The sequence below is a fragment of the Pontimicrobium sp. IMCC45349 genome, from assembly GCF_047219225.1.
Lineage (GTDB): Bacteria > Bacteroidota > Bacteroidia > Flavobacteriales > Flavobacteriaceae > IMCC45349.
Genome location: NZ_CP178208.1, coordinates 2,904,848 through 2,927,252, shown reverse-complemented (window position 1 = coordinate 2,927,252; position 22,405 = coordinate 2,904,848). Strand labels below are relative to the sequence as shown.

Genomic DNA, 22,405 nt, shown 5'->3' with positions numbered 1-22,405 from the left:
ATCTTTTGAGACAAAATAAATCACTTTTAAACATATTATTGTTATTGCTTCCTCTAATTAGTTTAGCACAAACAGCAACCTTAAAAGGAATTATATTAAATGACAGCAACCTTCCAGTAGAAGGTGTAAATATTAAATCTCAAACTACTGGGACTTCTACAAACAAAAACGGTTTTTATTTATTAAAAATACCTGCAAATACCGATGTGGTTATTGAATTTACACATATAAACCACAAAAAAATAGTAGCAACATTTAACTTAAAAAGTGGCGAAGAATTTGAATTCAACCCTATTTTAAAAGAAGATATTGAACAAATTGCAACCGTTGTAGTGAGTGGTAATCAGCGAAAAGCAGTTGAAGGTGTTATTACCATAGAGCCAGAAATGATTAGAACCATTAAAGGCGCACAACCTGGAGTTGAAAATTTATTAAAAACACTTCCTGGAGTAAATATTTCAAACGAATTAAGTACACAATACTCAGTACGAGGTGGAAATTTTGATGAAAACTTAGTATATGTAAACGAGATAGAAGTTTATCGCCCTTTTTTAGTTCGTTCTGGTCAACAGGAAGGTTTAAGTTTTGTTAATACCGATTTAGTTCAAAATGTTGAATTTTCTGCTGGTGGATTTCAAGCTAAATATGGTGACAAACTATCTTCTGTTCTAGATATTACTTATAGAAACCCAATTAAATTTGGTGTATCTGCAGATTTAAGTTTATTAGGAGGAAGTATTGCTGCCGAAGCAGTATCAAAAGATTCAAAACTTTCTGGAATTGTTGGTTTACGTTATAGAGATAACAGTTTACTTGTTGATGCTAAAGAAACAGAAACAAATTATGATCCAAAATTTGCTGATGCGCAAGCATATTTAACTTATAAATTTTCAGATAAATTCCACTTAAGTTTCTTAGGAAATGCATCAATAAATAAATACAATTACGAGCCAGAAACTAGACAAACAAACTTTGGTACTATCGATAACCCTCTTGCCTTACTTGTATTTTATGAAGGTCAAGAAAAAGACCAATACCAAACCTATTTTGGAGCATTTAAAGGTACTTATTTTGCTAATGACGATTTAACTCTAAAGTTAATTGCTTCTACCTACCATACTACGGAAGAAGAATACTATGATATTTTAGCACAATATAGATTAGGTGAAGTAAACAGTAATATTGGAGATGAAAATTTAGGAGAAGTTGAGTTTAGTGAAGGTATTGGAGCACAATTAAGTCATGCAAGAAATGACTTAGATGCATTAATAACAAACATTGAACACAAAGGAAACTATAACGTTGAAGATAATCATTTTGAATGGTCGCTAAAATATACTCACGAAGACATTAGAGATCGTATTGTAGAATGGGAAGTTATTGATTCTGCTGGTTTTTCTATAAACCCTCCAAATATTGATAGCTTTAATGAACAACCATACGAGCCATATCAAGGACCATTAGTTCCATTTGAGAATGTTCGCGCTACTAATAACACACAAATAGACAGACTTCAAGCTTATGCTCAATGGAGTAAGCGTAGCGAAATAGGTAATCACGAAGTGTTTTACAATGCTGGTGTAAGAATGCATAGTTGGACTGTAAATGGTGATGGAATTGAAAGTAATTCACAAACAGTATTTAGTCCAAGAGCTCAATTTGCAATTAAACCAGATTGGAATAAAGACATGCTATTCAGATTGAGTGGTGGACTCTACTACCAACCACCATTTTATCGTGAGCTAAGAGGAAGTGATGGTGCTGTAAATCCAAAGGTAAAAGCTCAAAAATCTTTTCATATTGTATTAGCCAATGAGTATAGTTTTAAAATGTGGGAAAGACCATTTAAACTAGTATCTGAAGCATATTACAAAAAACTAAATGACGTTAACCCATACACTGTTGAAAATGTACGTATACGTTATGCTGCTGATAATAATGCAGAAGCTTATGCTTATGGATTAGACTTAAGGCTTAATGGTGAATTTGTTCCTGGAACCGAATCATGGTTTAGTTTTGGTTATTTAAAAACTGAAGAGAACATTAACAACCAAGCTTATATTGCGAGACCAACAGACCAACGTTTAAAATTTGGAATATTATTTCAAGACTATGTACCAAATATTCCAGATTTAAAAATGTACTTAAACCTAGTGTATAACACTGGAGTTCCTGGAGGATCACCTAGCTATGCAGATGTGTATCAATACCAAAATAGATTACCTGATTACAAACGTGCAGATTTGGGGATTTCGTATGTATTGGTTGATGCTAAAAAACCAGCAAAATCTGGATGGAAAAGTAAGTTTAAAGAACTTACCTTAGGTATCGAAATATTTAACATGTTTGATGTTCAAAACTCTATTACCAATACTTGGGTTAGAGATGTTTACTCAAAGCGCCAATATGCTATTCCAAATTATTTAACACCACGTGTATTTAACGTTAGAGTTGGTATGCGTTTTTAATTAATCAATTAGTTTTTTCTTAGCCAACCTAAAACACTTGAATCGTCTATAATCCATTTAGAGTCTTTAGTTTCTAAATCTATTTTTTCGCGCGATGTTTTACCAACATTCTGTTGCACTATTTCAATATAGTCCTCTCCTACTTCTGAAATAATAGCAACATGTCCATAGCTATTAAAGATATTTCCCTTAAAAACAATTAAATCATGTACTTTAGGTTTGCTTTTACTACTATTAGAATATTGTAATAAGTTTCTATCACGATTTAATTTCCCATCAGCAATTGATGGATTAAAAAAATCCTTTGCATGTCCATAAGTATTAGGCATTTTGTGGTCTAAATAATCATGATAATAACGTTTAACAAACTCTACACATTGCCATTTTAAACCAAGATTGTAACCATCATTTGTAAGATGTCTACCTGAAGTATTGTTCATACTTTCATTATAAATCACATACACATCATTAAACACATCTAATGTGTCTCCAATTTTCAAGTGTTTTTTAACAATAACTTTATTGTTTTGAGCTAATGGTTTATTCTCTGGTTTATTTACAATATTATTACATGCAAATAAATTAAAAATGAAAAGTAAAAAAAGTAGTTTGTTATGCATTCACCAGTTCTTTCAACACATCTACAACGTAATCTATTTCAGATTTAGTATTATAAATGCTAAAAGAAAAACGAATTGAAGGCTTGGATATATCTTCTTCCGATAAAATTTCTGCTAACACATGCGAACCTTTTGAACTACCACTTTGACAAGCACTTCCTTTAGAACATGCAATACCTTTTAAATCTAACTGAAAAAGTAACATTGAAGACTTATGAGCAGCTACAGGTAAACATACATTAACTAATGTATATGTGCTCTTTTCTAAATCGCCAGAATATGCATTAAACTTAACATTTGGCACTTTATCATTTAACCGTTCTGTAAAATAACGCTTTAATGATTTTACATACTCTTTTTCTTCATCAAGCTTAGAATAAGCCAAATATAACGACTCATCTAACCCAACAATATTATGTATACTTTCTGTTCCTGCACGATATCCACGTTCTTGTTCACCTCCAAATATTAAAGGTTTTAATCCAGAGTTTTTTCTAATAAAAGCAAAACCAACACCTTTTGGTCCATGAAATTTATGAGCACTTGCAGCAAAAAAGTCTAATGCAACTTCTTGTAAATCTAACCTATAATGTCCTATAGACTGAACAGTATCACTATGAAATAACGCATTATGCTCTTTACACAAATCGGCTGTCTGTTTAATATCTAATAAATTACCAACTTCATTGTTTACATGCATAAGCGTTACCAAAGTTTTATGAGTAGTGGATTTAAGTAATTGTTCTAGGTTAGAAAAATCAACAAAACCATTAGCATCTAAATTAACATAACTTACCTCAATATTATATTCTTCTACCAATTGGTCAATGGTATGTAAAATTGCATGGTGCTCAATTTTTGAAGTAATAATATGTTTAATCCCTAAATCTCTAACTGCACTTCTTAACACCAAATTATCAGCTTCGGTACCACCAGAAGTAAAAACAATTTCGGAAGCAGAGACATTAAAATGAGATGCAATACGCTTTCTACAAGACTCAACTATTGCTTTAGATGACCTACCATAACCATGTGAAGATGATGGATTTCCAAAATTATTTTTTAATGCATTGCTCATTGCTTCGATTACTTGGTTTCGAATAGGTGTAGTTGCTGCATTATCAAAGTAAATAGGATCCATCTCTTAGTTTTAGTGCACAAAAATACTTGAAATAAAATTATTATCAATAACCTACGTTATAAATAACAATTCCATTATTTTTGCTAAAAATAGAATCGTATGCGTCGTATATTTTCAATACTTTTTTCAGTTGTCTTTTTATTAACTTCTTGTGATGATGGTGATATTATTACTGTAGATTTTCAATTTGATGGATCTTTAGAATTATGTGGAGACGAAAACAGTAATAACTATGTAATTTACGATATTAGAACCGACCCTTATGAGTCGCTAACTTTACTATTCCCTGTTAACTCTACTAATAATTTAATATTCAAACCTACTACCTCTGGCTATTCAAACAGTTTTGATCTTAGTGGCAGTACAACTGGCTCAAATAGATTTAACTATAGAACTTATGATGGCGATCCTGAAAACACTTTAATTTGCGCAGAAATCCCATCTTCTGATGTTAATGTTATTGATGATTATTTAGCTGCTGGTGGAACTGTTGTTCATACTTCTACTTTTGTGGATGACGACAATGATGGTATTCCTTCAGATTTAGAAGATATAAATGGAAATGATGATTTAGAAGATGATGATACAGATGGTGATGGCATCCCTAATTATAAAGATGACGATGATGATGGCGATAATATACTAACTAGAAATGAAAATCCAGACCCTAATGAAGACGGAGATTTTAGTGATGCTCAAGACACTGATGGTGATGGAACACCTGATTATTTAGATAATGACGATGATGGAGATGGCGTACTTACACGTTATGAAGACGAAAACCTAAACAAAAACCCTTTAGACGATTTAGCTGATGGTGCAATTATTGCACGCTATTTAGACAATACAGCTATAGATATTTTTGTAGTTGACGAGTTTAACAATAATACTTTTACAAGAACAGTAACTGTAGAATTTGTAATTAACAATATAGATTTAGAACTTTTTAGTGACGATAATCTACCTCTTGGTACTTTTATTAATTCTTATGAAATTGAGACTGAGATAGAAAATTAAACGTTTTGATAAATATACACCTCAGTAGCTCCTAATCCATATTTTTGATAGTTAGCATCGTAATATTTTAAGTTGTCGTATCGCTTAAACAAATATTCTAGCTCAAGCTTTAATACACCTTCACCTACTCCATGTATAAATACAATGCGTTGAGTACGCTTATTTATAGCAAAATTTAATTGACGTTTTGCTGTATCTAACTGTAAACTTAACATATCATGCTTAGTCATTCCTTTAGTAGAATTGGTTAACTGATGAATATGTAAATCAACCTCCATTGTTGGTTGATAACGCTCTTTAGGTTTAACTTTAACAGATTTTCTTTTCTTAACTTCTTTTTGAGCTACAATATCATTAATAGATGCATTATTAAAAGCATTGGCACTAAGCTCAGTATTTCGTCCAATTTTAACCAGCTCTTTTTTGTTAAATTCTAAATCAAAACCATCATCAGTTTCAACAACGACCAAATCAGCTTTAATCTGTTTTATAACACCAAAAATATTATCATCTAAAGTTTCAACCTTATCTCCTATTTGCAACATTACTCTTCGTCCTTTTCAGTTTTAACAAATTCTTCATCTTCTTCCTTTCTATTAGGAATAGTACTTGATAGCCTAAATAAACCGAAAGCTAAAACTATAATACCTCCAATTAATATATAAGCATTTTGCTGTTCTTGAGCATCTGCATAAATAGCAACAGCAGCTCCTATAAGTATCAAAAAATAGTTAATTCCTTTCATTAAAAGTAGATTTTATATAATTTTACCAAAAACTAATACTGTCTTGAATTTTAATAAATTAAAAATAGCCATCATTTTTGTTTTAGGCATTAATTACTCTTTTGCACAACTAACAGTCAAAGGTAACAATTATGTTTATGTTAACAACGAAGTATTAACTGTAGTTGATGATTTAAATTTAAATGATACTGATAGCAGAATTTATTTACGTAATGAAGGTCAATTAGTTCAAAGAACAACTGGAACATCAAATAACTCTGGTATTGGAGAATTAAGTATCTATCAAGAAGGTACAGTTAATTCTTATGCATTTAACTATTGGTGTTCTCCTATTGGATTAAAAACAGCCAATACAACCAACAATACATTTGGTATTCCACTATTATACACTCCAACAGATGTCACAAACTCAAATGCTGTAACTTATAATCACAACCCAGATTATAATGGTGTTGGAGGAAATCCTATAAATATTGAGCCTTACTGGATTTACTCTTTTGTAAATTCAAACCAGTATAGTGAATGGGTTTACTTAGGCGATGCTACAACTTTAGCTCCTGGATTAGGTTTTACTATGAAAGGTGTTACAGGAACTACAAATCAACAATACGACTTTAGAGGAAAACCAAATGATGGTACTATTTCTAATACTGTATCTGAAGGTGATTTAACATTAATAGGAAATCCATATCCAAGTGCTTTAGATGCTTATGATTTTATTTGGGACTCTGAAAACCAAAACGCCATAACTGGTGACTTATACTTTTGGGAACAAGATGCTAGTCAAAGTTCACATTATATTGAAGATTATGTTGGTGGTTATGCTACATACACTATTTCTGCTGGTGAAATAGAATCTTTTGTGCCAGCAACATTTTCAGCGTACATGTCTAATGGTACTCCAGTATCTCTTCCTGCTCCTGAAAGTGGTGTGAAAATTGCAAAAAGATATATTCCTATTGGCCAAGGTTTCATGGTTGAAGGTAAAACAGCAACAACAGGAACTGTAAAAACAAAAAATGCTCATCGTGATTTCTATAGAGAATCTGGTTCAGACAGTTACTTCTTTAGAACAAGTAATACTAACTCAAGCAGTAACAGAACCAACGATAACACTACAAACGAATATGGTTTAAACATTGTACCTGAAGATTATAAACGCTTTAGGATAAATGTTATTTTTAACGATACGTATACACGTCAATTATTACAAAATTTTCATACTACTGCAACTGAAGGCTTTGACTATGGTTTAGAAGCAAAGAGTCCTTTAGGTGTCGACAATGATGCGCATTGGGTTTTAAATGATGAGCCTTATGTAATACAAGCTTTTAATTTTGAGCAAAGCTTAACCATTCCTTTAGTTGTTAAAGTTACTGAACAACAACCAGTAAATTTTAGCATTTTTGATATTCAAAATTTTGATGATAACCAATCAATTTTCTTACATGATATTGATGCTGGTTTATATGTAGATTTAAGAACTCAAAATTACGACATCAATCTTGAAGCTGGAACGTATACTAATAGATTTGAAATTACCTTCACTAACGACGAAGACACTCTATCAATACCTGAAGAAACACTTAACAGTCTAGTTGTTTTTCAAAATAACAATGCTGGCGAACTAACTATCAAAAATCCTAATTTAGCTAACTTAAATACAATTAGCTTATTTGATATGGCTGGAAAGCAAATTTTTAATACTTCAGATTTAGCCTTAACAACTAAACATACATTTTCTACTAGAAGTTTGAGTGATGGTATTTATCTTGTAACTATTAACTTAGAAGCAAATAAAACAATAAATAAAAAGATTATTGTTAAAAACAATAAATAATATTTTACTTTATACATTTGTAAGAAACAACTATCTATGATATTAACATCTTCTCCTGAAGATTATATGCTACCTTGCCTAAACAAAAAACTTTTTGGCTTAGACTGTTTAGGATGTGGTATCCAGCGTTCATTATCACTTATTTTTCAAGGTGAATTTATAGCTGCATTTAAAATGTATCCAGCTATTTATACACTTATTTTATTAGTATGTTTTTTAATATTCAATATCTTTTATAAATTTAAACATGATTATAAGATAAAAATGGGATTAATCATCTTAAATGTTCTTATAATTGTAGTTAGCTATATAATTAAAATAACCAATTAAAAATTCAACTTATGGAACAACAAAAATTACCTAATTCAACTCTAATACTTGTATTTGGAATCATCTCAATAGTAACTTGTTGCTGTTATGGTGTAATAGGATTAATATTCGGTATCATAGCTGTAGTACTTGCTAGTAAAGCTACAAAAGTGTATGCAGAAAACCCTGAGCTATATACAGGTTTTAGTAATGTAAAAACAGGGAAAATATTAGCAATTATTGGTATTGTATTAAACCTAATTTACATAGGTTATGTAATTTGGATAATTTCAGCATTTGGAATGGAAGCTTTACAAGATCCAGAATTAATGCAAGAAAAACTAAGAGAACTTCAAGGTCTATAATTAATAGAGTTTGCATCATAAAAAAAGGCGACCAATATTGGTCGCCTTTTTATTTATAGCTTATTTTTATTTAAGCTTCAAATTCTTCTAATGTTTTAGTAATAATTGACACACAATCTAATAACTGAGCTTCTGTCATTACTAAAGGTGGAGCAAAACGAATAATGTTACCATGAGTTGGCTTAGCTAATAAACTATTATCCCTTAGCTTTAAACAAATATTCCAAGCAGTATCACTATCCTCATCATCGTTAATAACAATAGCATTTAGCAATCCCTTACCTCTAACTAAGCTTACAATATTGCTCTTTTCAATATACTTGTTCATTTCTGCTCTAAATATTTTACCTAAATATTCAGCATTTTCAGTAAGCTTTTCTTCTTTAATTACTTCAAGAGCAGCAATAGCTACAGCAGCAGCAACTGGGTTACCTCCATAAGTACTACCATGATTACCAGGTCTAATAACATTCATAATTTCGTTATTAGCTAATACTGCAGACACTGGGTAAATACCTCCACTTAAAGCTTTACCTAACACTAAAATATCTGGTTTTACATTTTCGTGATCAACTGCTAACATACATCCTGTTCTAGCAATTCCTGTTTGTACTTCATCAGCAATAAATAATACATTATACTTTTCGCATAACGCCTTTGCTTTTGCTAAATACCCTTCACTTGGCACATAAACACCAGCTTCACCTTGAATTGGCTCTACTAAAAACCCAGCAATATCAGACGAACTCTCTAAAGCATCTTCTAAAGCTTGTAAGTTATCGTATTCAATTTTTATAAATCCATCTGTATAAGGTCCAAAGTTTTTACGTGCTACAGGATCATTTGAAAATGATATGATTGTAGTTGTACGTCCATGGAAATTGTTTTCGCAAACAATAATCTTAGCTTTATTAGTATCAATACCTTTTACTTCGTAAGCCCATTTTCTACATACTTTTAATGCAGTTTCTACAGCTTCAGCTCCAGTATTAATTGGTAATACTTTATCAAATCCAAAATACTCAGTTACGTACTTCTCATACTTTCCTAACATATCGTTATAAAACGCACGAGATGTTAAAGTTAAAGTTTGTGCTTGTTTGTTCATTGCTCCAACAATCTTTGGGTGACAATGCCCTTGGTTTACTGATGAGTAAGCAGATAAAAAATCATAGTATTGCTTACCTTCTACGTCCCAAACATGTACGCCTTCTCCTTTACTCAACACTACTGGAAGCGGATGATAATTTTGAGCGCCATATTTGTTTTCTAATGCCATCGCTTCTTGCGATGAAATGTGGTCTAAAACAGCCATTTTAAAAATAATTTAAAGGTTTATGCCTTTTTAGTAAGACATCGTTTAATATCAATTGATACAAACATTAATAATTAAATCTCGCTAAGCGAGTAAAATAACCATTCCTACTGTACCTTTATCCTTTCGAAAAGACTCGAAAATTCAGCGTGGGAGAGAAATCATCCCTAATAGCTCGCAAATTAATAAAACTTAACTGCTTCTTAAAATCTAATTATGATATTTTTCCAGATAAGGATGAAATTTGCAACTCTAAACGCTTAATTTCTCTTATTAATGCATTTTTATCCATTTGCATCCAAGCAAATACTTTTAACATACTTACTCCAAGTAAAAAAGCTAAACTTCCAACTCCCCATTTAATTAATTCATTAGTTTCTTCTACTCTAAAGAATTGTATAATACAATATAGAAAACAACCAAAAAATACTAATGTCATAAAGTTCATTAATATAATTATCCATTTATTCTTACCTCTAAACATGCCAATTAACATTCCTACAACTCCTTGTTCCTCTAAATCATCATAAAATTTAGCCTCTTCTTGAGATAATGTCTCTTTAATTAGCTTATCTATATCTTCCATGTTCGTTTTCATAATTCTTCTTTTTAATAATTAATTTTAATTTTTCTCTTGCGTGAAACAGTCTTGATTTAGCTGTTCCAACAGATATATTCAATATTTCGCTTATTTCATTAAGCGAATAAGATTCTGTATAAAACAGCTTAACAACTACTTGCTGTTGTACAGAAAGTTCTTTAATTGCCTTTAATAACTTTGCTTTTAGTAATTTATCATCATTTTGATCATCTATTGCTTTTACCTGTTCATAAAATAGATCTTCTTTTTGTTTTCGTTCTCTAGCCTTATTCTTTAAAGCGTCTAGTGATTTATTATAAACTATTCTTAAAGACCAACTACCAAAACTTGAAACATCATTTAACTCACTAATTTTTGTCATAATTACTTGCCAACTATCTTGTGCTATATCTTTTGATAGTTCAGCATCTTTAACAATCCAATAAGCCTTTTTACAAAATGTAACATGCCATCGCTCTATTAATTTTGTTAAAGCAAATTTATCGCCAGATTGAAAGGCTTTAACTAGATCTATATCTTTAGATTTCTTGGTCTTCAAAAACTAGTATCTTACTTATTTTTCATATTTGCTTCTTAAAATCACCACCCAAAAACTATGCTTAGTACTCTTTTTTTCAACAGAAAAATGATTTTCCAACTTATCAAAAGCATCTTCAATCAAAGCATCATGTAGCCAACGTATAGCAATTATCCATTGTAAGGAAGCCCAAAAAGATGTAGACATTTTTATACGATGAACAATCTCTGTTTCTTCGTTTGAAATTTCATTTAAATATAACTCATGTATACCATTAAAACCTAATGGCTTAAAAAAACTAAACCTAATTAGCTCTCCCTTTTTATAATCTTTTATAGCATACCTAATAGGGCCATGTCCACCTTTTGAACCTACTTTTACACCTTCTTTAAATTTAATTGCTGGCCACTTTTCAATAGGCCAAATAGCATCATTATGAGTAGCCAAAGTATTAAAAACAGCTCCTACATTTGATTTTGATTGATTAATAATTCTCCTGTGAATATTTATTACTTTCATACTAAGAAGACAACAAAAAATAAAAAAGGTTCATTTTTAAGAGAAAAAAACAGAAAACTTATAAAAGATAATTCAAATTAGCACAGCATTATTTATTGCTATTATTATTTTTGCAGCATGCCAAGAAGAGAGAGAAATAGATTTGTAAAAAGAGGAGAAATCTTAGAATTGAAAATCGAAGATTATGCCTTTGGAGGAAAAGGGATTGCAAGAATACACAATGACGAAGGAAGCTTTGTATTATTTGTACCTAATACACTCCCTGGACAAAAAGTAAGTGCACGTGTTGTAAAGTCTAAAAAAAGTTATGCTGAATGTAAACTTATTGACATTTTAGAAATGTCGGAAGACGAAGTAGCACTTAAATATCAGGAAATTCCTGGAGCACCTTACATTCAACTACCAATAGACAAACAACACAACTATAAGTACACTAGTACTATGGACTTGTTTAAAAAAATTGGTAAAGTCCCAAATATTGAAGACTACTTTGATGAATTTGTGACCTCTCCTAACCTATTTCATTATCGTAATAAAATGGAATATAGCTTCTCTGCTATTGGTTATGACAGAGAAAATAAAACTGATGTAGACGAATTTACACTTGGCTTTAAACGTCGTGGTACTTGGTGGATTGGAGAAAACCTAGATAATGATAGTGGTATTTTTGATGAAGAACTAGAAAGCCAGTTAAGAGAAATCAGGAATTATTGTGAAAAAACAGGGTTACCTCCATGGCATGCTCCTAAACGTGAAGGTTTTTTTAGATATCTAGTCATCAGAAAATCATTTAAAACTAATGAGCTATTATTTAATTTAGTAACTACTTCTCATGGTTTAGATAATTTTAATTTAAACAAGTTTGCAGAATATCTAGTATCTCTATTCGGAAATAGAGTCGCTGGTTTTTTACATACTATTAACGATGAACAAGGTGATAGAACCATTGCTACAAATGGCAGCATTGAATTAATTTACGGAAAAGACAAAATTGTTGAAGAGCTATTAGGGTTGAATTTTGAAATTAGTATGAAAAGCTTCTTTCAAACCAACCCAAAATCGGCAGAAAAATTATACTCAAAAGTTGTTGATTATGCATTAGAAAATAAAGAAGCTGTAGACAACTCTATAGTTTTAGATCTATTTTGTGGTACAGGAACCATAGGACAAATTATTGCTTCTAAATCTTCAAATGCAAAAATTGTTGGTGTAGATATTGTAGCTTCAGCTATTGAAGATGCTAAGAAAAATGCACTACGTAATAATATTGAAGGTGTTGATTTTTATGCAGCTGATGTTGGTAAGTTTTTATTCACACACCCTCAATACAAAAACAAAATACGTACAATAATTTTGGATCCAGCACGTTCTGGAATTGCACCAAAAACCCTAAAAAAAATCATAAATCTAAACGCTGAAAGAATGGTTTATGTATCTTGTAACCCAGCAACACAAGCTAGAGATACTGAAACAATTATGAATGCAGGTTTTAAACTAAAAAAAATAAGCCTTGTGGATCAATTCCCACATACTGCACATATTGAAACAGTTGTTTTATTTGAGAAATAATATGAAAAAGATTTTTTTACTAAGTTGTCTATTAGCATTTTTTGCTTGCGAAAAAGATGATATCTGCTCTGAAGCAACTCCTACCACTCCAAGATTGTTTTTAGAATTTTATGATATCTCTGATCCTGATGAAACAAAAAACGTAACAGAATTAAATGCCTACGGTATTAATGATGATGAAACTACTGTTCCGTTTTTAAACCAAACAATAACAGCTTCAGAAATATTAATTCCATTACGTACAGACACTAATCAAACCAAGTTTGTATTACATCAAAACTTTGAAATTGACGATTTAGGTACCGAAACAACTGATGACGATGTTGTTCTAGGTAATCCTGAAATAGTAACTGTTACTTACGAACGCGAGGAAGTTTATGTTTCTAGAGCTTGTGGTTATAAAACTGTTTTTAAAAACATAGTATTTAGTGTTGAAGGCGATGAAGATAATTGGATTATAAATTCAGAAATTTTATTAGAAAATGTTGAACTTGAAACCGAAACACATGTCAAAGTATATCACTAGTTTAATACTTGTGATGCTGACAACGGTTTCGGCTTATTCACAAGAGGACAATACTACAGAAAACGATTCAATTACTTATCAGCAAAAATATGGTTTACGTCTAGGAGTAGATTTAAGTAAAGTAGTAATGACACTAATAGATGAAGACTATACTGGTTTTGAAATTAATGGTGATTATCGCATCAAAAAAAATCTATATATCGCTGCCGAAATAGGTACTGAAGAAAAGACAACTACAACCGATTACTTAAACATAACTGCACAAGGAAGCTACTTAAAAGCTGGTATTGATTACAATATGTACAAGAATTGGTTTGGTATGGAAAACATGATTTATAGCGGTTTTAGAGGTGGATTTAGCACCTTTAAACAAACTTTAAATAGTTATACCATTTACGATACTAACAATCAAACTTGGGGACAAACTATAAATACTGATGCTACAGAATATGATGGTTTAAATGCGATTTGGGCTGAACTAATTTTAGGTATGAAAGTAGAGGTGCTTAACAACTTATACATTGGTGCCAATGTGCAATTAAAAGGTCGTATTTCGGAAACTGAGCCTGATAATTTAGAAAACCTATACATTCCAGGTTTTGGTCGCACTTACGACAGTGGAAGCTTTGGTATTGGTTTTGGTTACAATATTTCTTATCTTATTCCTTTGTACAAAAAGGATAAATAATGGATAAAGAAGCAATTGCTGAACTTCTAGAAACTAAACATCAAACACTTTTTAATTGGCTCCAACAACACGATATGGAAGCTTGGGAAAATGGACCAGAAGGCAAATGGACTACTGGACAACATACTTTACACTTACTACAAAGTATAAAACCCTTAAATACTGCCTTAAGCTTACCTAAGTTTATTCTTAAATTTAAATTTGGTAAAGCCAATCGTGAAGTACGTGATTACAACAGTATTGTAGCGCGTTATCACGAACGACTAAAAGGTGTACAAGGAAAAACTTATGGACCTTCAAAAAACATGAAAGTACCAAAACCTAGTGATAAAAAATATTTAATCAATCGATTAAAAATCCAAAACAAAAAACTACAACATAAACTTAATAAGTGGAAAGATAAAGATCTAGACAATTTTATTTTACCACACCCTTTAATGGGAAAAATGCCTGTTAGAGAACTTATTATGTGGACTGCCTACCATGTAGAACACCATACAAAAACACTACAAGAAAATTACTAAATCATTTGTATTCTTGCTTCATGAATCAAAAACCTGAATCACAAAAAAACAAATTAAAAGAAGTTGCTGCTTTATTTTTTAAGTTAGGTTGTATTGCCTTTGGTGGTCCTGCTGCTCACGTCGCTATGATGGAAGACGAAGTAGTAAGAAAACGTAAATGGATGACCCAAGAACATTTTCTAGACCTCATGGGAGCTACAAATTTAATCCCTGGACCAAACTCTACCGAAATGACTATGCATTGTGGTCATGAACGAGCTGGTTGGAAAGGACTTTTTGTTGCTGGTATTTGCTTTATTTTTCCTGCGGTAACCATCACAGCACTATTTGCATGGTTGTATCAAGAATATGGTCAACTACCAGACGTAAAACCATTTATATATGGTATTAAACCTGCAGTAATTGCCATTATTATTATGGCTGGATTTAGACTTGGTAAAAAAGCGGTAAAAAATACAACACTTGCAATTTTAGGCATTATTACTTTAGGAGCTTGCTTGTATGGAATACCAGAAATAGCTGCTTTATTTGGATGTGGATTTTTAGGACTCCTACTCTACTACATTCGTAAAAACAAAAACAACCTGAATACATTTATACCAATAATACTAGTAGATCTCGTAGGTAAATTAGAAATAGATACACTTCGCGTATTCCTAACTTTTTTAAAAGTTGGTGCCATTTTATATGGTAGTGGTTATGTACTTTTTGCCTTTTTAGATTCCGAATTGGTTACTCATGGTTGGCTTACACGTCAAGAATTACTAGATGCTGTTGCTGTTGGTCAATTTACGCCAGGACCAGTTTTATCTACTGCTACTTTTGTTGGTTGGCAACTTAATGGTGGTTTTGGGGCTTTAGCTGCAACATTAGGTATCTTCTTACCTTCTTTCTTGTTTGTGCTTTTTCTCAATCCTTTAATACCAAAAATGCGTAAATCTACAGTCGTTAGAGCATTTTTAGATGCTGTTAATGTCGCTGCTGTTGCATTAATTGCTGCTGTGTGTATAGATATGGCTAAAGAAACAATTATTGATTGGCGTACAAGTTTAATTGCTATAATAAGTCTTATCATAGTGTTTGTTTTTAAAAAACTTAACAGTGCATTTATTGTTTTAGGAAGTGCTTTTTTGGGTTATCTATTATACCTAATATAGTTCTCAAATAATAATAACACATTACCTGAATAAGCAAATACATTTTTGTATTTTGGATGAAAATTCACCAAAATGATTCAATCCTACAAACAAAAACCTAAATTACAAGACACTTACGATACTATTATTATTGGCTCAGGAATGGGAAGTTTAGCTACGGCTGCAATACTTGCCAAAGAAGGACAAAAAGTGCTGGTTTTGGAGCGTCATTATACTGCTGGTGGATTTACTCATATATTTAAACGCAAAGGCTACGAGTGGGACGTTGGTATTCATTATATAGGTGAGTTACAACGCGAAAACAGTATCCTTCGTAAACTATTTCACTACGTTTCAAATGGTGAGTTAAAATGGGCTGATATGGGAGACGTGTACGATAAAATAATAATTGGTGACAAGCATTATAATTTCGTAAAAGGCGTTGCTAATTTTAAAGCACAATTAATCGAATATTTTCCTGATGAAGAAGCTGCAATTAATACATATGTAGACTTAGTTTTTAAAGCTGTTAAATCTAGTAAAAACTATTATTTCAGTAAGGTACTCTCTCCTATTGCTAATAAACTTGTTGGAGGCTATTTAAGAAAACCATTCCATAAGTTTTCCGATAAAACAACTTACGAGGTTTTAAGCAGTCTCACTAAAAACGAAACACTTATTAAAGTATTAACAGGTCAATATGGCGATTATGGTTTAGCTCCAAAACAAAGTAGTTTTTCCATGCATGCTTCAGTAGCTAGACATTATTTTGATGGTGGTAATTTTCCTATTGGTGGTTCATCGCAAATTGTAAAAACAATTGACCCAGTTATTGCTGCTTCTGGTGGTACAATTTTAGTAAGTGCCGAAGTAAACGAGGTTATTATAGAAAACAATAAGGCAATTGGTGTTAGTATGAAAGATGGAAAAACCTTTTATGCAAAAAACATTATTAGTAATGCTGGTGTTATGACTACCTATAATCAATTATTACCAAAAGTAACAGTTGAGAAACACCAACTAAATAAGCAACTACAAAAAATAAAACGTTCGGTTGCACACGCAAGTTTATATATTGGTTTAGAAGGCTCACCAGAAGAACTAAATATTCCAAAAACTAATTATTGGATTTATCCAGAAGATGCAGACCACGACACATGTGTAGAGCGCTATTTAAACGATCTATCACAACCATTTCCAGTTGTGTATTTATCGTTTCCATGTGCTAAAGACCCTGATTTTGTAAACCGTTACCCAGGAAAAAGCACTATAGATATTATTACACTATTACCTTATGAAGCATTTGCTGAATGGTCTGGAACCTCATGGAAAAAACGAGGCGACACATACGAAGCTACCAAAGAAAAAATAACACAACGCTTACTTGATGAGCTTTACAAACAATTACCTCACCTAATAGGAAAAGTAAGTTATTACGAACTCTCTACACCTTTAACCACACAACATTTTGTAAACTACGAAGAAGGTGAAATTTATGGTTTAGACCATAGTCCTTCTAGATACAGACAACAATTTTTAAAACCAAAAACACCAATTAAAAACTTTTATTTAACAGGACAAGATATTGTAACTGCTGGTGTTGGAGGTGCATTATTCTCTGGTGTGTTAACAGCCACTGCAATTACTGGTAAAAATGTATTGAAAAGGGTAATGTAATTATGATGCATAGCTACAAATAGCTTATACACTTAAACTTATAAGTCTGTAACTGTAACATAAAGTTATTTAATACTAACAATAAGTATGCCTTTAGATGGAACATATGGTAGATTAAGTGCACACAAACAACGTGTGCAAGAAATGCGTCGTAAAAAAGAAATTAGAGAAAAGAAAACTCATGCGTTTAGGTATAAATCTAATAGTAAGGTTCACTTTAAAAGTGTAGACAAAAACAAAGAAGAAAACACTATAAAACGCATTCAACAAGAAGCTAAACAAAAACGCATCAAAGAAACTACAATACTTATCATATCAATAATAGCTGTAGCTTTATTTGCTATATGGTTTGTTAAAGCCTAATATAAGAACTACTCATTTTTAGTTTAACAGCAAACAAATTGATTTGCTTAAAAATACGTAATTCTACGTATTGTTTGGTATTATATAAAATTTTACTTTAGAGAAGCGCACAAATAGTGTGTCAAATAAATCACTAGTAAGCAACATGTAAATAACTTTAAAAGCAATATGTAAAATGATATCTTCTGTATTATATATTATCATTTCTTTAATTGGAGGATGGATACTATGCAGATTTATTTACCTTAAATGGAAACAAAAACAATACAAAAAAGCTTTTATTGAAACTTATAAAAACACTAAAATAACATTACCAAAATTTATAACAGGATACAATTCTAATTTTGTGAATTTTGAAGTTATTTACATTAATAAAGAGCAATATAAATTAGCAGAACGCTTAGGCTTAAATAAAGTTTTTGAAACTAGAATTCATAAAATACATCAAAAGATAAACAATTATAAAACCAACATTATTGTGTATTTCTCTTGGGAAACAAGGACATTTAATTTCTCTCCATAACAAACAATAGCAGCAACCCCAAATAAAGTGAGTGGGAAACCTTAATTGGTTTCCCTTTTTTTTGTAAGTAAAACCTAACAAATATCATAGTTACTCTCTTTTTGTTTGCAGATCTTTATAGCTAGTTAATTATTTACTTTAGTATAAAAATTACGTATTTCTACGTATTGTTTAGTGCTTTGTAAATAGATAGATTTATATCACTTTTTAAAACAAAAAAATTATGCCCTTAGCTTTTGGACCAATACAAGTTATTTTAATACTCACCTTACCAGTTATATTTTTTGTTCTCGCCTTTTTTATTGGTAAAAAAGTAGGATATAATAAAGGTTTAAAAGAGGCTAAAAAGAACTTATAATGTTTTATGCAAGCCAAATAAGATAAGTACTTAAGTGAAACATACAACTTATAAATATTAATAAATAAAAACATAATCCTTATGGCAAGATGTACAGCCCCAGTAAATGGTCATCGCACAGCAAGTGGTAAAGCTAATTGTCCAGCCTGTCGAAACAGGTATAGTAGATATAGGTCTAATTATTCATATCCATCATATGATGACTATTCTTTAAGTAATAGGGCAACTTCATCAGGAAATTACAATAGTTCTAAAGGCAGAACGCGAAAAGCCTCATGGTCGAAATCTGGTTCATCAATTTTTTATACTACAGCTGAAATAAATACTCTTACTCCAGTTAGAAAAGTTGTTGAAAAGAAAGCAGAGAAACAAGATGTAAAAGATATATTTCTTTGTCATGCTTGGGATGACAGACGAGAATCTGCATTAGATCTATATAACCTCTTAATATCCAACAGTGTTACAGTTTGGTTCAGTGAAAAAGATATACCATTAGGAACTTCATTCCTCAGAGAAATTGATAAAGGTTTGGCAAAATCAAAAATTGGAATTGTTTTAGTAACTCCTAGCTTTTTGAAAAGGGTACAAAATGAAGGCGTAGCTGATAAAGAATTATCTGCTTTACTTGCTAGAGACCAACTTGTACCCATTGTACATAATACAACTTATGATGAATTGAGAGATATAAGTCCTTTATTGGGTTCAAGAAATGGTTTAGACACTCAAGAAGACACAATGGAAAATATTGCTAAAAAATTAGCTGAATTAACTACTATCTAGAGATGATAATCATCATTTTTAATTATTAAAATTAATCGCATAATTTCTAAGACAAAATAAAAATCATTGAACAATAATATTACATACCCAATTGCTTATAACAATATAACAAATCAACTTGTTGAAATTCAAAATGTAACAAAAGACAATAAAGAGAACTTAATTTGCAATGAATGTAAAGATAACTTTGTCGCAGTAATAAATCATCAAACACCACATTTTAGGCATAAACCAGATTCAAATTGCATAGGTAGCTTAGAATCATATATACATTGGGTATCTAAAGAAATATTTAAAACCATTCAAGAAATTGAAATACCTGAATTAACAATTGATGAGCTTCCAGAAAAACAAAGACAGAAATTTCAAAAAATGTATAATGAAATTTTAGACCAAAATATACACGATACGCTAAGGTCTAGATTTAGAAAAAGTTTTAAAAATAATCTAACTGAATCTAAAAGAATAAAAATTTACAATATTGAAATTGAAAAACAGTACAAAACACCAATTGGAGATATAAGAGTAGATATTGTTTCAAACTTTCAAAACAAAGAAATATTCATTGAACCTTTTTTCACAAATTCAATAGATAAAACAAAAAAAGCTAAATTAGAATTATTAGAAACATCAACTTTATCAATCAACTTAAAAAAGTTTATTGAATATTATAACTCCAATTATTCTATTCAAATTTTAAAAGATTATTTAATATCAAAAGAAAGTAAAAAATGGGCTTTCTTAAGTAATAAAACATATGATAAATGTATAAAGGATTATAAAGAATATTTGAATACTGAAATCAAAAAAAATGAAGAATTAATTAATTCTCATACTATTAAATTAGAAGAGTTTTCATCTCTTATGCTACAGAGAAATAAACTTGAAATTAATTTAAACCAAATCCAAAATAAAATTAGTGAATTAAATATTAAGCTAAGAGAATTAGGAGAAGAAGTAGGTATTCCTTACGAAGACTGGAGTTAAAACTTTTTATTTTTTTAAATATCAAAACTTTAACAACCTCAATTAAGCCAAACAATTCAATTTACTCAAATCATAAAAATTATGAATAAGGATAAAATATTACACTCAAAAGAAAAATTAGAATTTCTCGAAGATTACAGTGACCTTAATGACAGTGAAACACTAAAAGAAATACTATACTATCAAAAATTACAACTAAAAAAAATGGAGCAAGTTAGAACAGACACATCCAAGCTTGTTTGGTGGCTTATTGCAATTCCTATTATTGTAACCATACTATTTTTTATATATGCTTATTCACAGGTTGGTTAATAATCCAATAATTTATTGCTCAAGAATTACTTCATTCAGTTCGCTTTGATTGTATTCTTAAACCTTAACTATAAAAATTACATATACAATATAAACCTAAATTAATATTCATGAAAAAAATCATTCTAATTATTGCAATTATTTGTACATCAAACCTAAGTATTGCTCAAAATTTTACACAACTAGCTAATTATGAATTTAAAAATGTAGAAAGCTATAAAACTGAAGAATCGAAAGTATTGTTATGTGCAAATTACCTGTTCAACAATCCAGCCAACGTTTCAGAATTAAACCGATTAACTTCTGTTCAATATATTATGAAATGGATGATGGGAACTCCAGATTATTCTTTTGAAATTAGTGAAGAATCATTAAAAATCACAAAAGGAAATGACGATTTATTAGGCTTATACATGGCAGCAATGACAAAAGTGGTTTTAGAAAATAAAGGAGATAAATTGGATAGTGCTCAAATTCATAATCAAGCAAAAGAAATATTAATTGCGTATTGCTCTAATTCTGAAAACAAAATGAAACCTTCTAAAGAAATAAAAAGAATTATAAAAAGTAGAAAAAACTAATCCCATAAAACAGACTTTATATAAGCTTGTTATAAGCAATTAAAAAAACTTTAGTATGAGAGGCAACCTAATTATTCTTTTTCTTTTTTCAATTTCAATCTCTGTTTATTCACAAGATTATCCTAAAAACACAAAGCATGTAAAAACAATTCATTCTACAGTATACAAGAAAAAAGACACCTTAGATTATAGAAAATTAATTACTTATTATGATAAAGATTGGAATCAATTAACAAATACTAACACGCTTTCTTCTGCATTAGATAAAGGTTCTAAAACAGTGACTATTATTGATACTGATAAAAAATTTGTACAAGCTATCATTACTTCAAAAAAAGATACCTTAGACTACATTGTATATCTCTATGATGATAACGGAAATAGAACTAACTATTTTCAAATACGAAAAGGAGATACTTTAAATGATCAAAAAAGAACTTATGACAAAAAGGGGAATAATTTAGAGCTTTATAACAAAAAAAATGGCAAATACTACCTAAGTTTCAAAGCAAGTTACAACGATAAAAACAAAATAACTTCTAGACATTGGTATAATTTATCAAAACAACTAATAAGAGTTGAAGAGTATAAATACTCAAAAGATGGAAAAGTTACAGAGTATTATAGAACAGATAAAAATGGAAACTTAAGCTTAAATAGTAAAACTACCGAAATAGAAACAAATAAGCATAGAATAGATTACTTTAAAGAAGCCAAAGGAATAAACTATGGAATTACTATAACCAAAAAGAAAGGATATTATTCAATCGAAGAAAGAGGTGAAAATAACAACCTTATATCACTAGAAATTTTTGACAAAAGAGATAGATTAACAACATCAGTTTATATTTCTTGTAGTGAAATAAAAAATCATTAAGCTAATTATAACAAAGACTATAATTCATTATTATGAATAATAAATTA

26 protein-coding genes are annotated in these 22,405 nt (G+C 30.4%); 18 read left to right on the top strand and 8 right to left on the bottom strand.

Annotated elements, in window-relative coordinates:
- Window positions 1–5 precede the first annotated feature (5 nt).
- Window positions 6–2,468, top strand: a complete 2,463-nt coding sequence (locus ACLII3_RS13640) for a TonB-dependent receptor plug domain-containing protein (RefSeq protein WP_412984775.1) — start codon at window positions 6–8, stop codon at window positions 2,466–2,468.
- Between the two features lie 8 nt (window positions 2,469–2,476).
- On the opposite strand, the gene ACLII3_RS13635 is transcribed toward ACLII3_RS13640, so the two are convergent.
- Both ACLII3_RS13635 and ACLII3_RS13630 read right to left on the bottom strand, forming a co-directional pair.
- Window positions 2,477–3,088, bottom strand: coding sequence for a CHAP domain-containing protein (locus tag ACLII3_RS13635; RefSeq protein WP_412984774.1), 612 nt, complete (start codon window positions 3,086–3,088; stop codon window positions 2,477–2,479).
- Entirely contained in the window at window positions 3,081–4,229 is a 1,149-nt protein-coding gene (locus ACLII3_RS13630) for a cysteine desulfurase family protein (RefSeq protein WP_412984773.1), read from the bottom strand. The genes ACLII3_RS13635 and ACLII3_RS13630 overlap by 8 nt, the downstream gene beginning before the upstream one ends.
- 99 nt (window positions 4,230–4,328) lie before the next feature.
- Between ACLII3_RS13630 and ACLII3_RS13625 the strand changes: the two genes are divergently transcribed.
- Window positions 4,329–5,246 carry a hypothetical protein gene (locus ACLII3_RS13625; protein ID WP_412984772.1) on the top strand — a complete coding sequence of 306 codons (918 nt, stop codon included), beginning with the start codon at window positions 4,329–4,331 and terminating at the stop codon, window positions 5,244–5,246.
- On the opposite strand, the gene ACLII3_RS13620 is transcribed toward ACLII3_RS13625, so the two are convergent.
- Together ACLII3_RS13620 and ACLII3_RS13615 are read right to left on the bottom strand one after the other, a co-directional pair.
- Window positions 5,243–5,791 (bottom strand): DNA mismatch repair protein MutS, encoded by a 549-nt coding sequence (locus tag ACLII3_RS13620; protein ID WP_412984771.1) that lies wholly within the window; start codon window positions 5,789–5,791, stop codon window positions 5,243–5,245. The genes ACLII3_RS13625 and ACLII3_RS13620 overlap by 4 nt on opposite strands.
- A complete protein-coding gene (locus ACLII3_RS13615; protein WP_412984770.1) occupies window positions 5,791–5,991 on the bottom strand; it encodes a hypothetical protein in 201 nt (66 codons plus the stop codon). The genes ACLII3_RS13620 and ACLII3_RS13615 overlap by 1 nt, the downstream gene beginning before the upstream one ends.
- A 43-nt stretch (window positions 5,992–6,034) precedes the next feature.
- Here ACLII3_RS13615 and ACLII3_RS13610 point away from each other — a divergent pair, with 43 nt between their 5' ends.
- From ACLII3_RS13610 to ACLII3_RS13600, 3 genes are read left to right on the top strand one after another with little or no spacing between them, the layout of a single operon-like run.
- Complete coding sequence (locus ACLII3_RS13610) at window positions 6,035–7,831, top strand: T9SS type A sorting domain-containing protein (protein ID WP_412984769.1); 1,797 nt, start codon at window positions 6,035–6,037, stop codon at window positions 7,829–7,831.
- A gap of 36 nt (window positions 7,832–7,867) precedes the next feature.
- Window positions 7,868–8,161 carry a DUF2752 domain-containing protein gene (locus tag ACLII3_RS13605; RefSeq protein WP_412984768.1) on the top strand — a complete coding sequence of 98 codons (294 nt, stop codon included), beginning with the start codon at window positions 7,868–7,870 and terminating at the stop codon, window positions 8,159–8,161.
- Window positions 8,162–8,172: 11 nt separating this feature from the next.
- Entirely contained in the window at window positions 8,173–8,505 is a 333-nt protein-coding gene (locus ACLII3_RS13600) for a CCC motif membrane protein (protein ID WP_412984767.1), read from the top strand.
- A gap of 70 nt (window positions 8,506–8,575) precedes the next feature.
- Here the strand turns inward: ACLII3_RS13600 and rocD are convergent, their stop codons facing one another.
- The 4 genes from rocD to ACLII3_RS13580 form a co-directional block, all read right to left on the bottom strand.
- The gene (gene rocD, locus ACLII3_RS13595; protein ID WP_412984766.1) at window positions 8,576–9,820 is read right to left on the bottom strand and encodes an ornithine--oxo-acid transaminase; all 1,245 of its coding nucleotides are present in this window, start codon (window positions 9,818–9,820) and stop codon (window positions 8,576–8,578) included.
- A gap of 214 nt (window positions 9,821–10,034) precedes the next feature.
- Complete coding sequence (locus ACLII3_RS13590; RefSeq protein ID WP_412984765.1) at window positions 10,035–10,418, bottom strand: DUF6768 family protein; 384 nt, start codon at window positions 10,416–10,418, stop codon at window positions 10,035–10,037.
- Window positions 10,390–10,959: an RNA polymerase sigma factor gene (locus ACLII3_RS13585; protein ID WP_412984764.1), complete on the bottom strand. Its 570-nt coding sequence runs from the start codon at window positions 10,957–10,959 to the stop codon at window positions 10,390–10,392. Before ACLII3_RS13585 ends, ACLII3_RS13590 begins: the two co-directional genes overlap by 29 nt.
- A gap of 15 nt (window positions 10,960–10,974) precedes the next feature.
- Window positions 10,975–11,457, bottom strand: a complete 483-nt coding sequence (locus ACLII3_RS13580; protein WP_412984763.1) for a hypothetical protein — start codon at window positions 11,455–11,457, stop codon at window positions 10,975–10,977.
- A 117-nt stretch (window positions 11,458–11,574) separates the two neighbouring features.
- On the opposite strand from ACLII3_RS13580, the gene rlmD reads away from it, so the two are divergent.
- The 13 genes from rlmD (at window position 11,575) to ACLII3_RS13515 (ending at window position 22,358) form a co-directional block, all read left to right on the top strand.
- Window positions 11,575–13,026: a 23S rRNA (uracil(1939)-C(5))-methyltransferase RlmD gene (gene rlmD, locus ACLII3_RS13575; protein ID WP_412984762.1), complete on the top strand. Its 1,452-nt coding sequence runs from the start codon at window positions 11,575–11,577 to the stop codon at window positions 13,024–13,026.
- 1 nt (window position 13,027) lies between these two features.
- The gene (locus ACLII3_RS13570; protein ID WP_412984761.1) at window positions 13,028–13,552 is read left to right on the top strand and encodes a DUF6452 family protein; all 525 of its coding nucleotides are present in this window, start codon (window positions 13,028–13,030) and stop codon (window positions 13,550–13,552) included.
- Window positions 13,533–14,240 carry a DUF6048 family protein gene (locus tag ACLII3_RS13565; RefSeq protein ID WP_412984760.1) on the top strand — a complete coding sequence of 236 codons (708 nt, stop codon included), beginning with the start codon at window positions 13,533–13,535 and terminating at the stop codon, window positions 14,238–14,240. The genes ACLII3_RS13570 and ACLII3_RS13565 overlap by 20 nt, the downstream gene beginning before the upstream one ends.
- Window positions 14,240–14,764 carry a DinB family protein gene (locus tag ACLII3_RS13560; protein ID WP_412984759.1) on the top strand — a complete coding sequence of 175 codons (525 nt, stop codon included), beginning with the start codon at window positions 14,240–14,242 and terminating at the stop codon, window positions 14,762–14,764. The genes ACLII3_RS13565 and ACLII3_RS13560 overlap by 1 nt, the downstream gene beginning before the upstream one ends.
- A 20-nt stretch (window positions 14,765–14,784) precedes the next feature.
- Window positions 14,785–15,921 (top strand): chromate efflux transporter, encoded by a 1,137-nt coding sequence (gene chrA / locus ACLII3_RS13555; protein ID WP_412984758.1) that lies wholly within the window; start codon window positions 14,785–14,787, stop codon window positions 15,919–15,921.
- Window positions 15,922–15,993: 72 nt separating this feature from the next.
- A complete protein-coding gene (locus ACLII3_RS13550; RefSeq protein ID WP_412984757.1) occupies window positions 15,994–17,577 on the top strand; it encodes a phytoene desaturase family protein in 1,584 nt (527 codons plus the stop codon).
- A gap of 87 nt (window positions 17,578–17,664) precedes the next feature.
- A complete protein-coding gene (locus ACLII3_RS13545) occupies window positions 17,665–17,940 on the top strand; it encodes a hypothetical protein (RefSeq protein ID WP_412984756.1) in 276 nt (91 codons plus the stop codon).
- Between the two features lie 175 nt (window positions 17,941–18,115).
- Window positions 18,116–18,463: a hypothetical protein gene (locus tag ACLII3_RS13540; protein ID WP_412984755.1), complete on the top strand. Its 348-nt coding sequence runs from the start codon at window positions 18,116–18,118 to the stop codon at window positions 18,461–18,463.
- Window positions 18,464–18,902: 439 nt separating this feature from the next.
- Window positions 18,903–19,601 carry a toll/interleukin-1 receptor domain-containing protein gene (locus tag ACLII3_RS13535; protein WP_412984754.1) on the top strand — a complete coding sequence of 233 codons (699 nt, stop codon included), beginning with the start codon at window positions 18,903–18,905 and terminating at the stop codon, window positions 19,599–19,601.
- Between the two features lie 66 nt (window positions 19,602–19,667).
- Window positions 19,668–20,588: a hypothetical protein gene (locus tag ACLII3_RS13530; protein ID WP_412984753.1), complete on the top strand. Its 921-nt coding sequence runs from the start codon at window positions 19,668–19,670 to the stop codon at window positions 20,586–20,588.
- Between the two features lie 81 nt (window positions 20,589–20,669).
- Window positions 20,670–20,900 (top strand): hypothetical protein, encoded by a 231-nt coding sequence (locus tag ACLII3_RS13525; RefSeq protein WP_412984752.1) that lies wholly within the window; start codon window positions 20,670–20,672, stop codon window positions 20,898–20,900.
- A 110-nt stretch (window positions 20,901–21,010) separates the two neighbouring features.
- Window positions 21,011–21,481, top strand: coding sequence for a hypothetical protein (locus ACLII3_RS13520; RefSeq protein ID WP_412984751.1), 471 nt, complete (start codon window positions 21,011–21,013; stop codon window positions 21,479–21,481).
- Window positions 21,482–21,536: 55 nt separating this feature from the next.
- Entirely contained in the window at window positions 21,537–22,358 is an 822-nt protein-coding gene (locus ACLII3_RS13515; protein WP_412984750.1) for a hypothetical protein, read from the top strand.
- Window positions 22,359–22,405 lie beyond the last annotated feature (47 nt).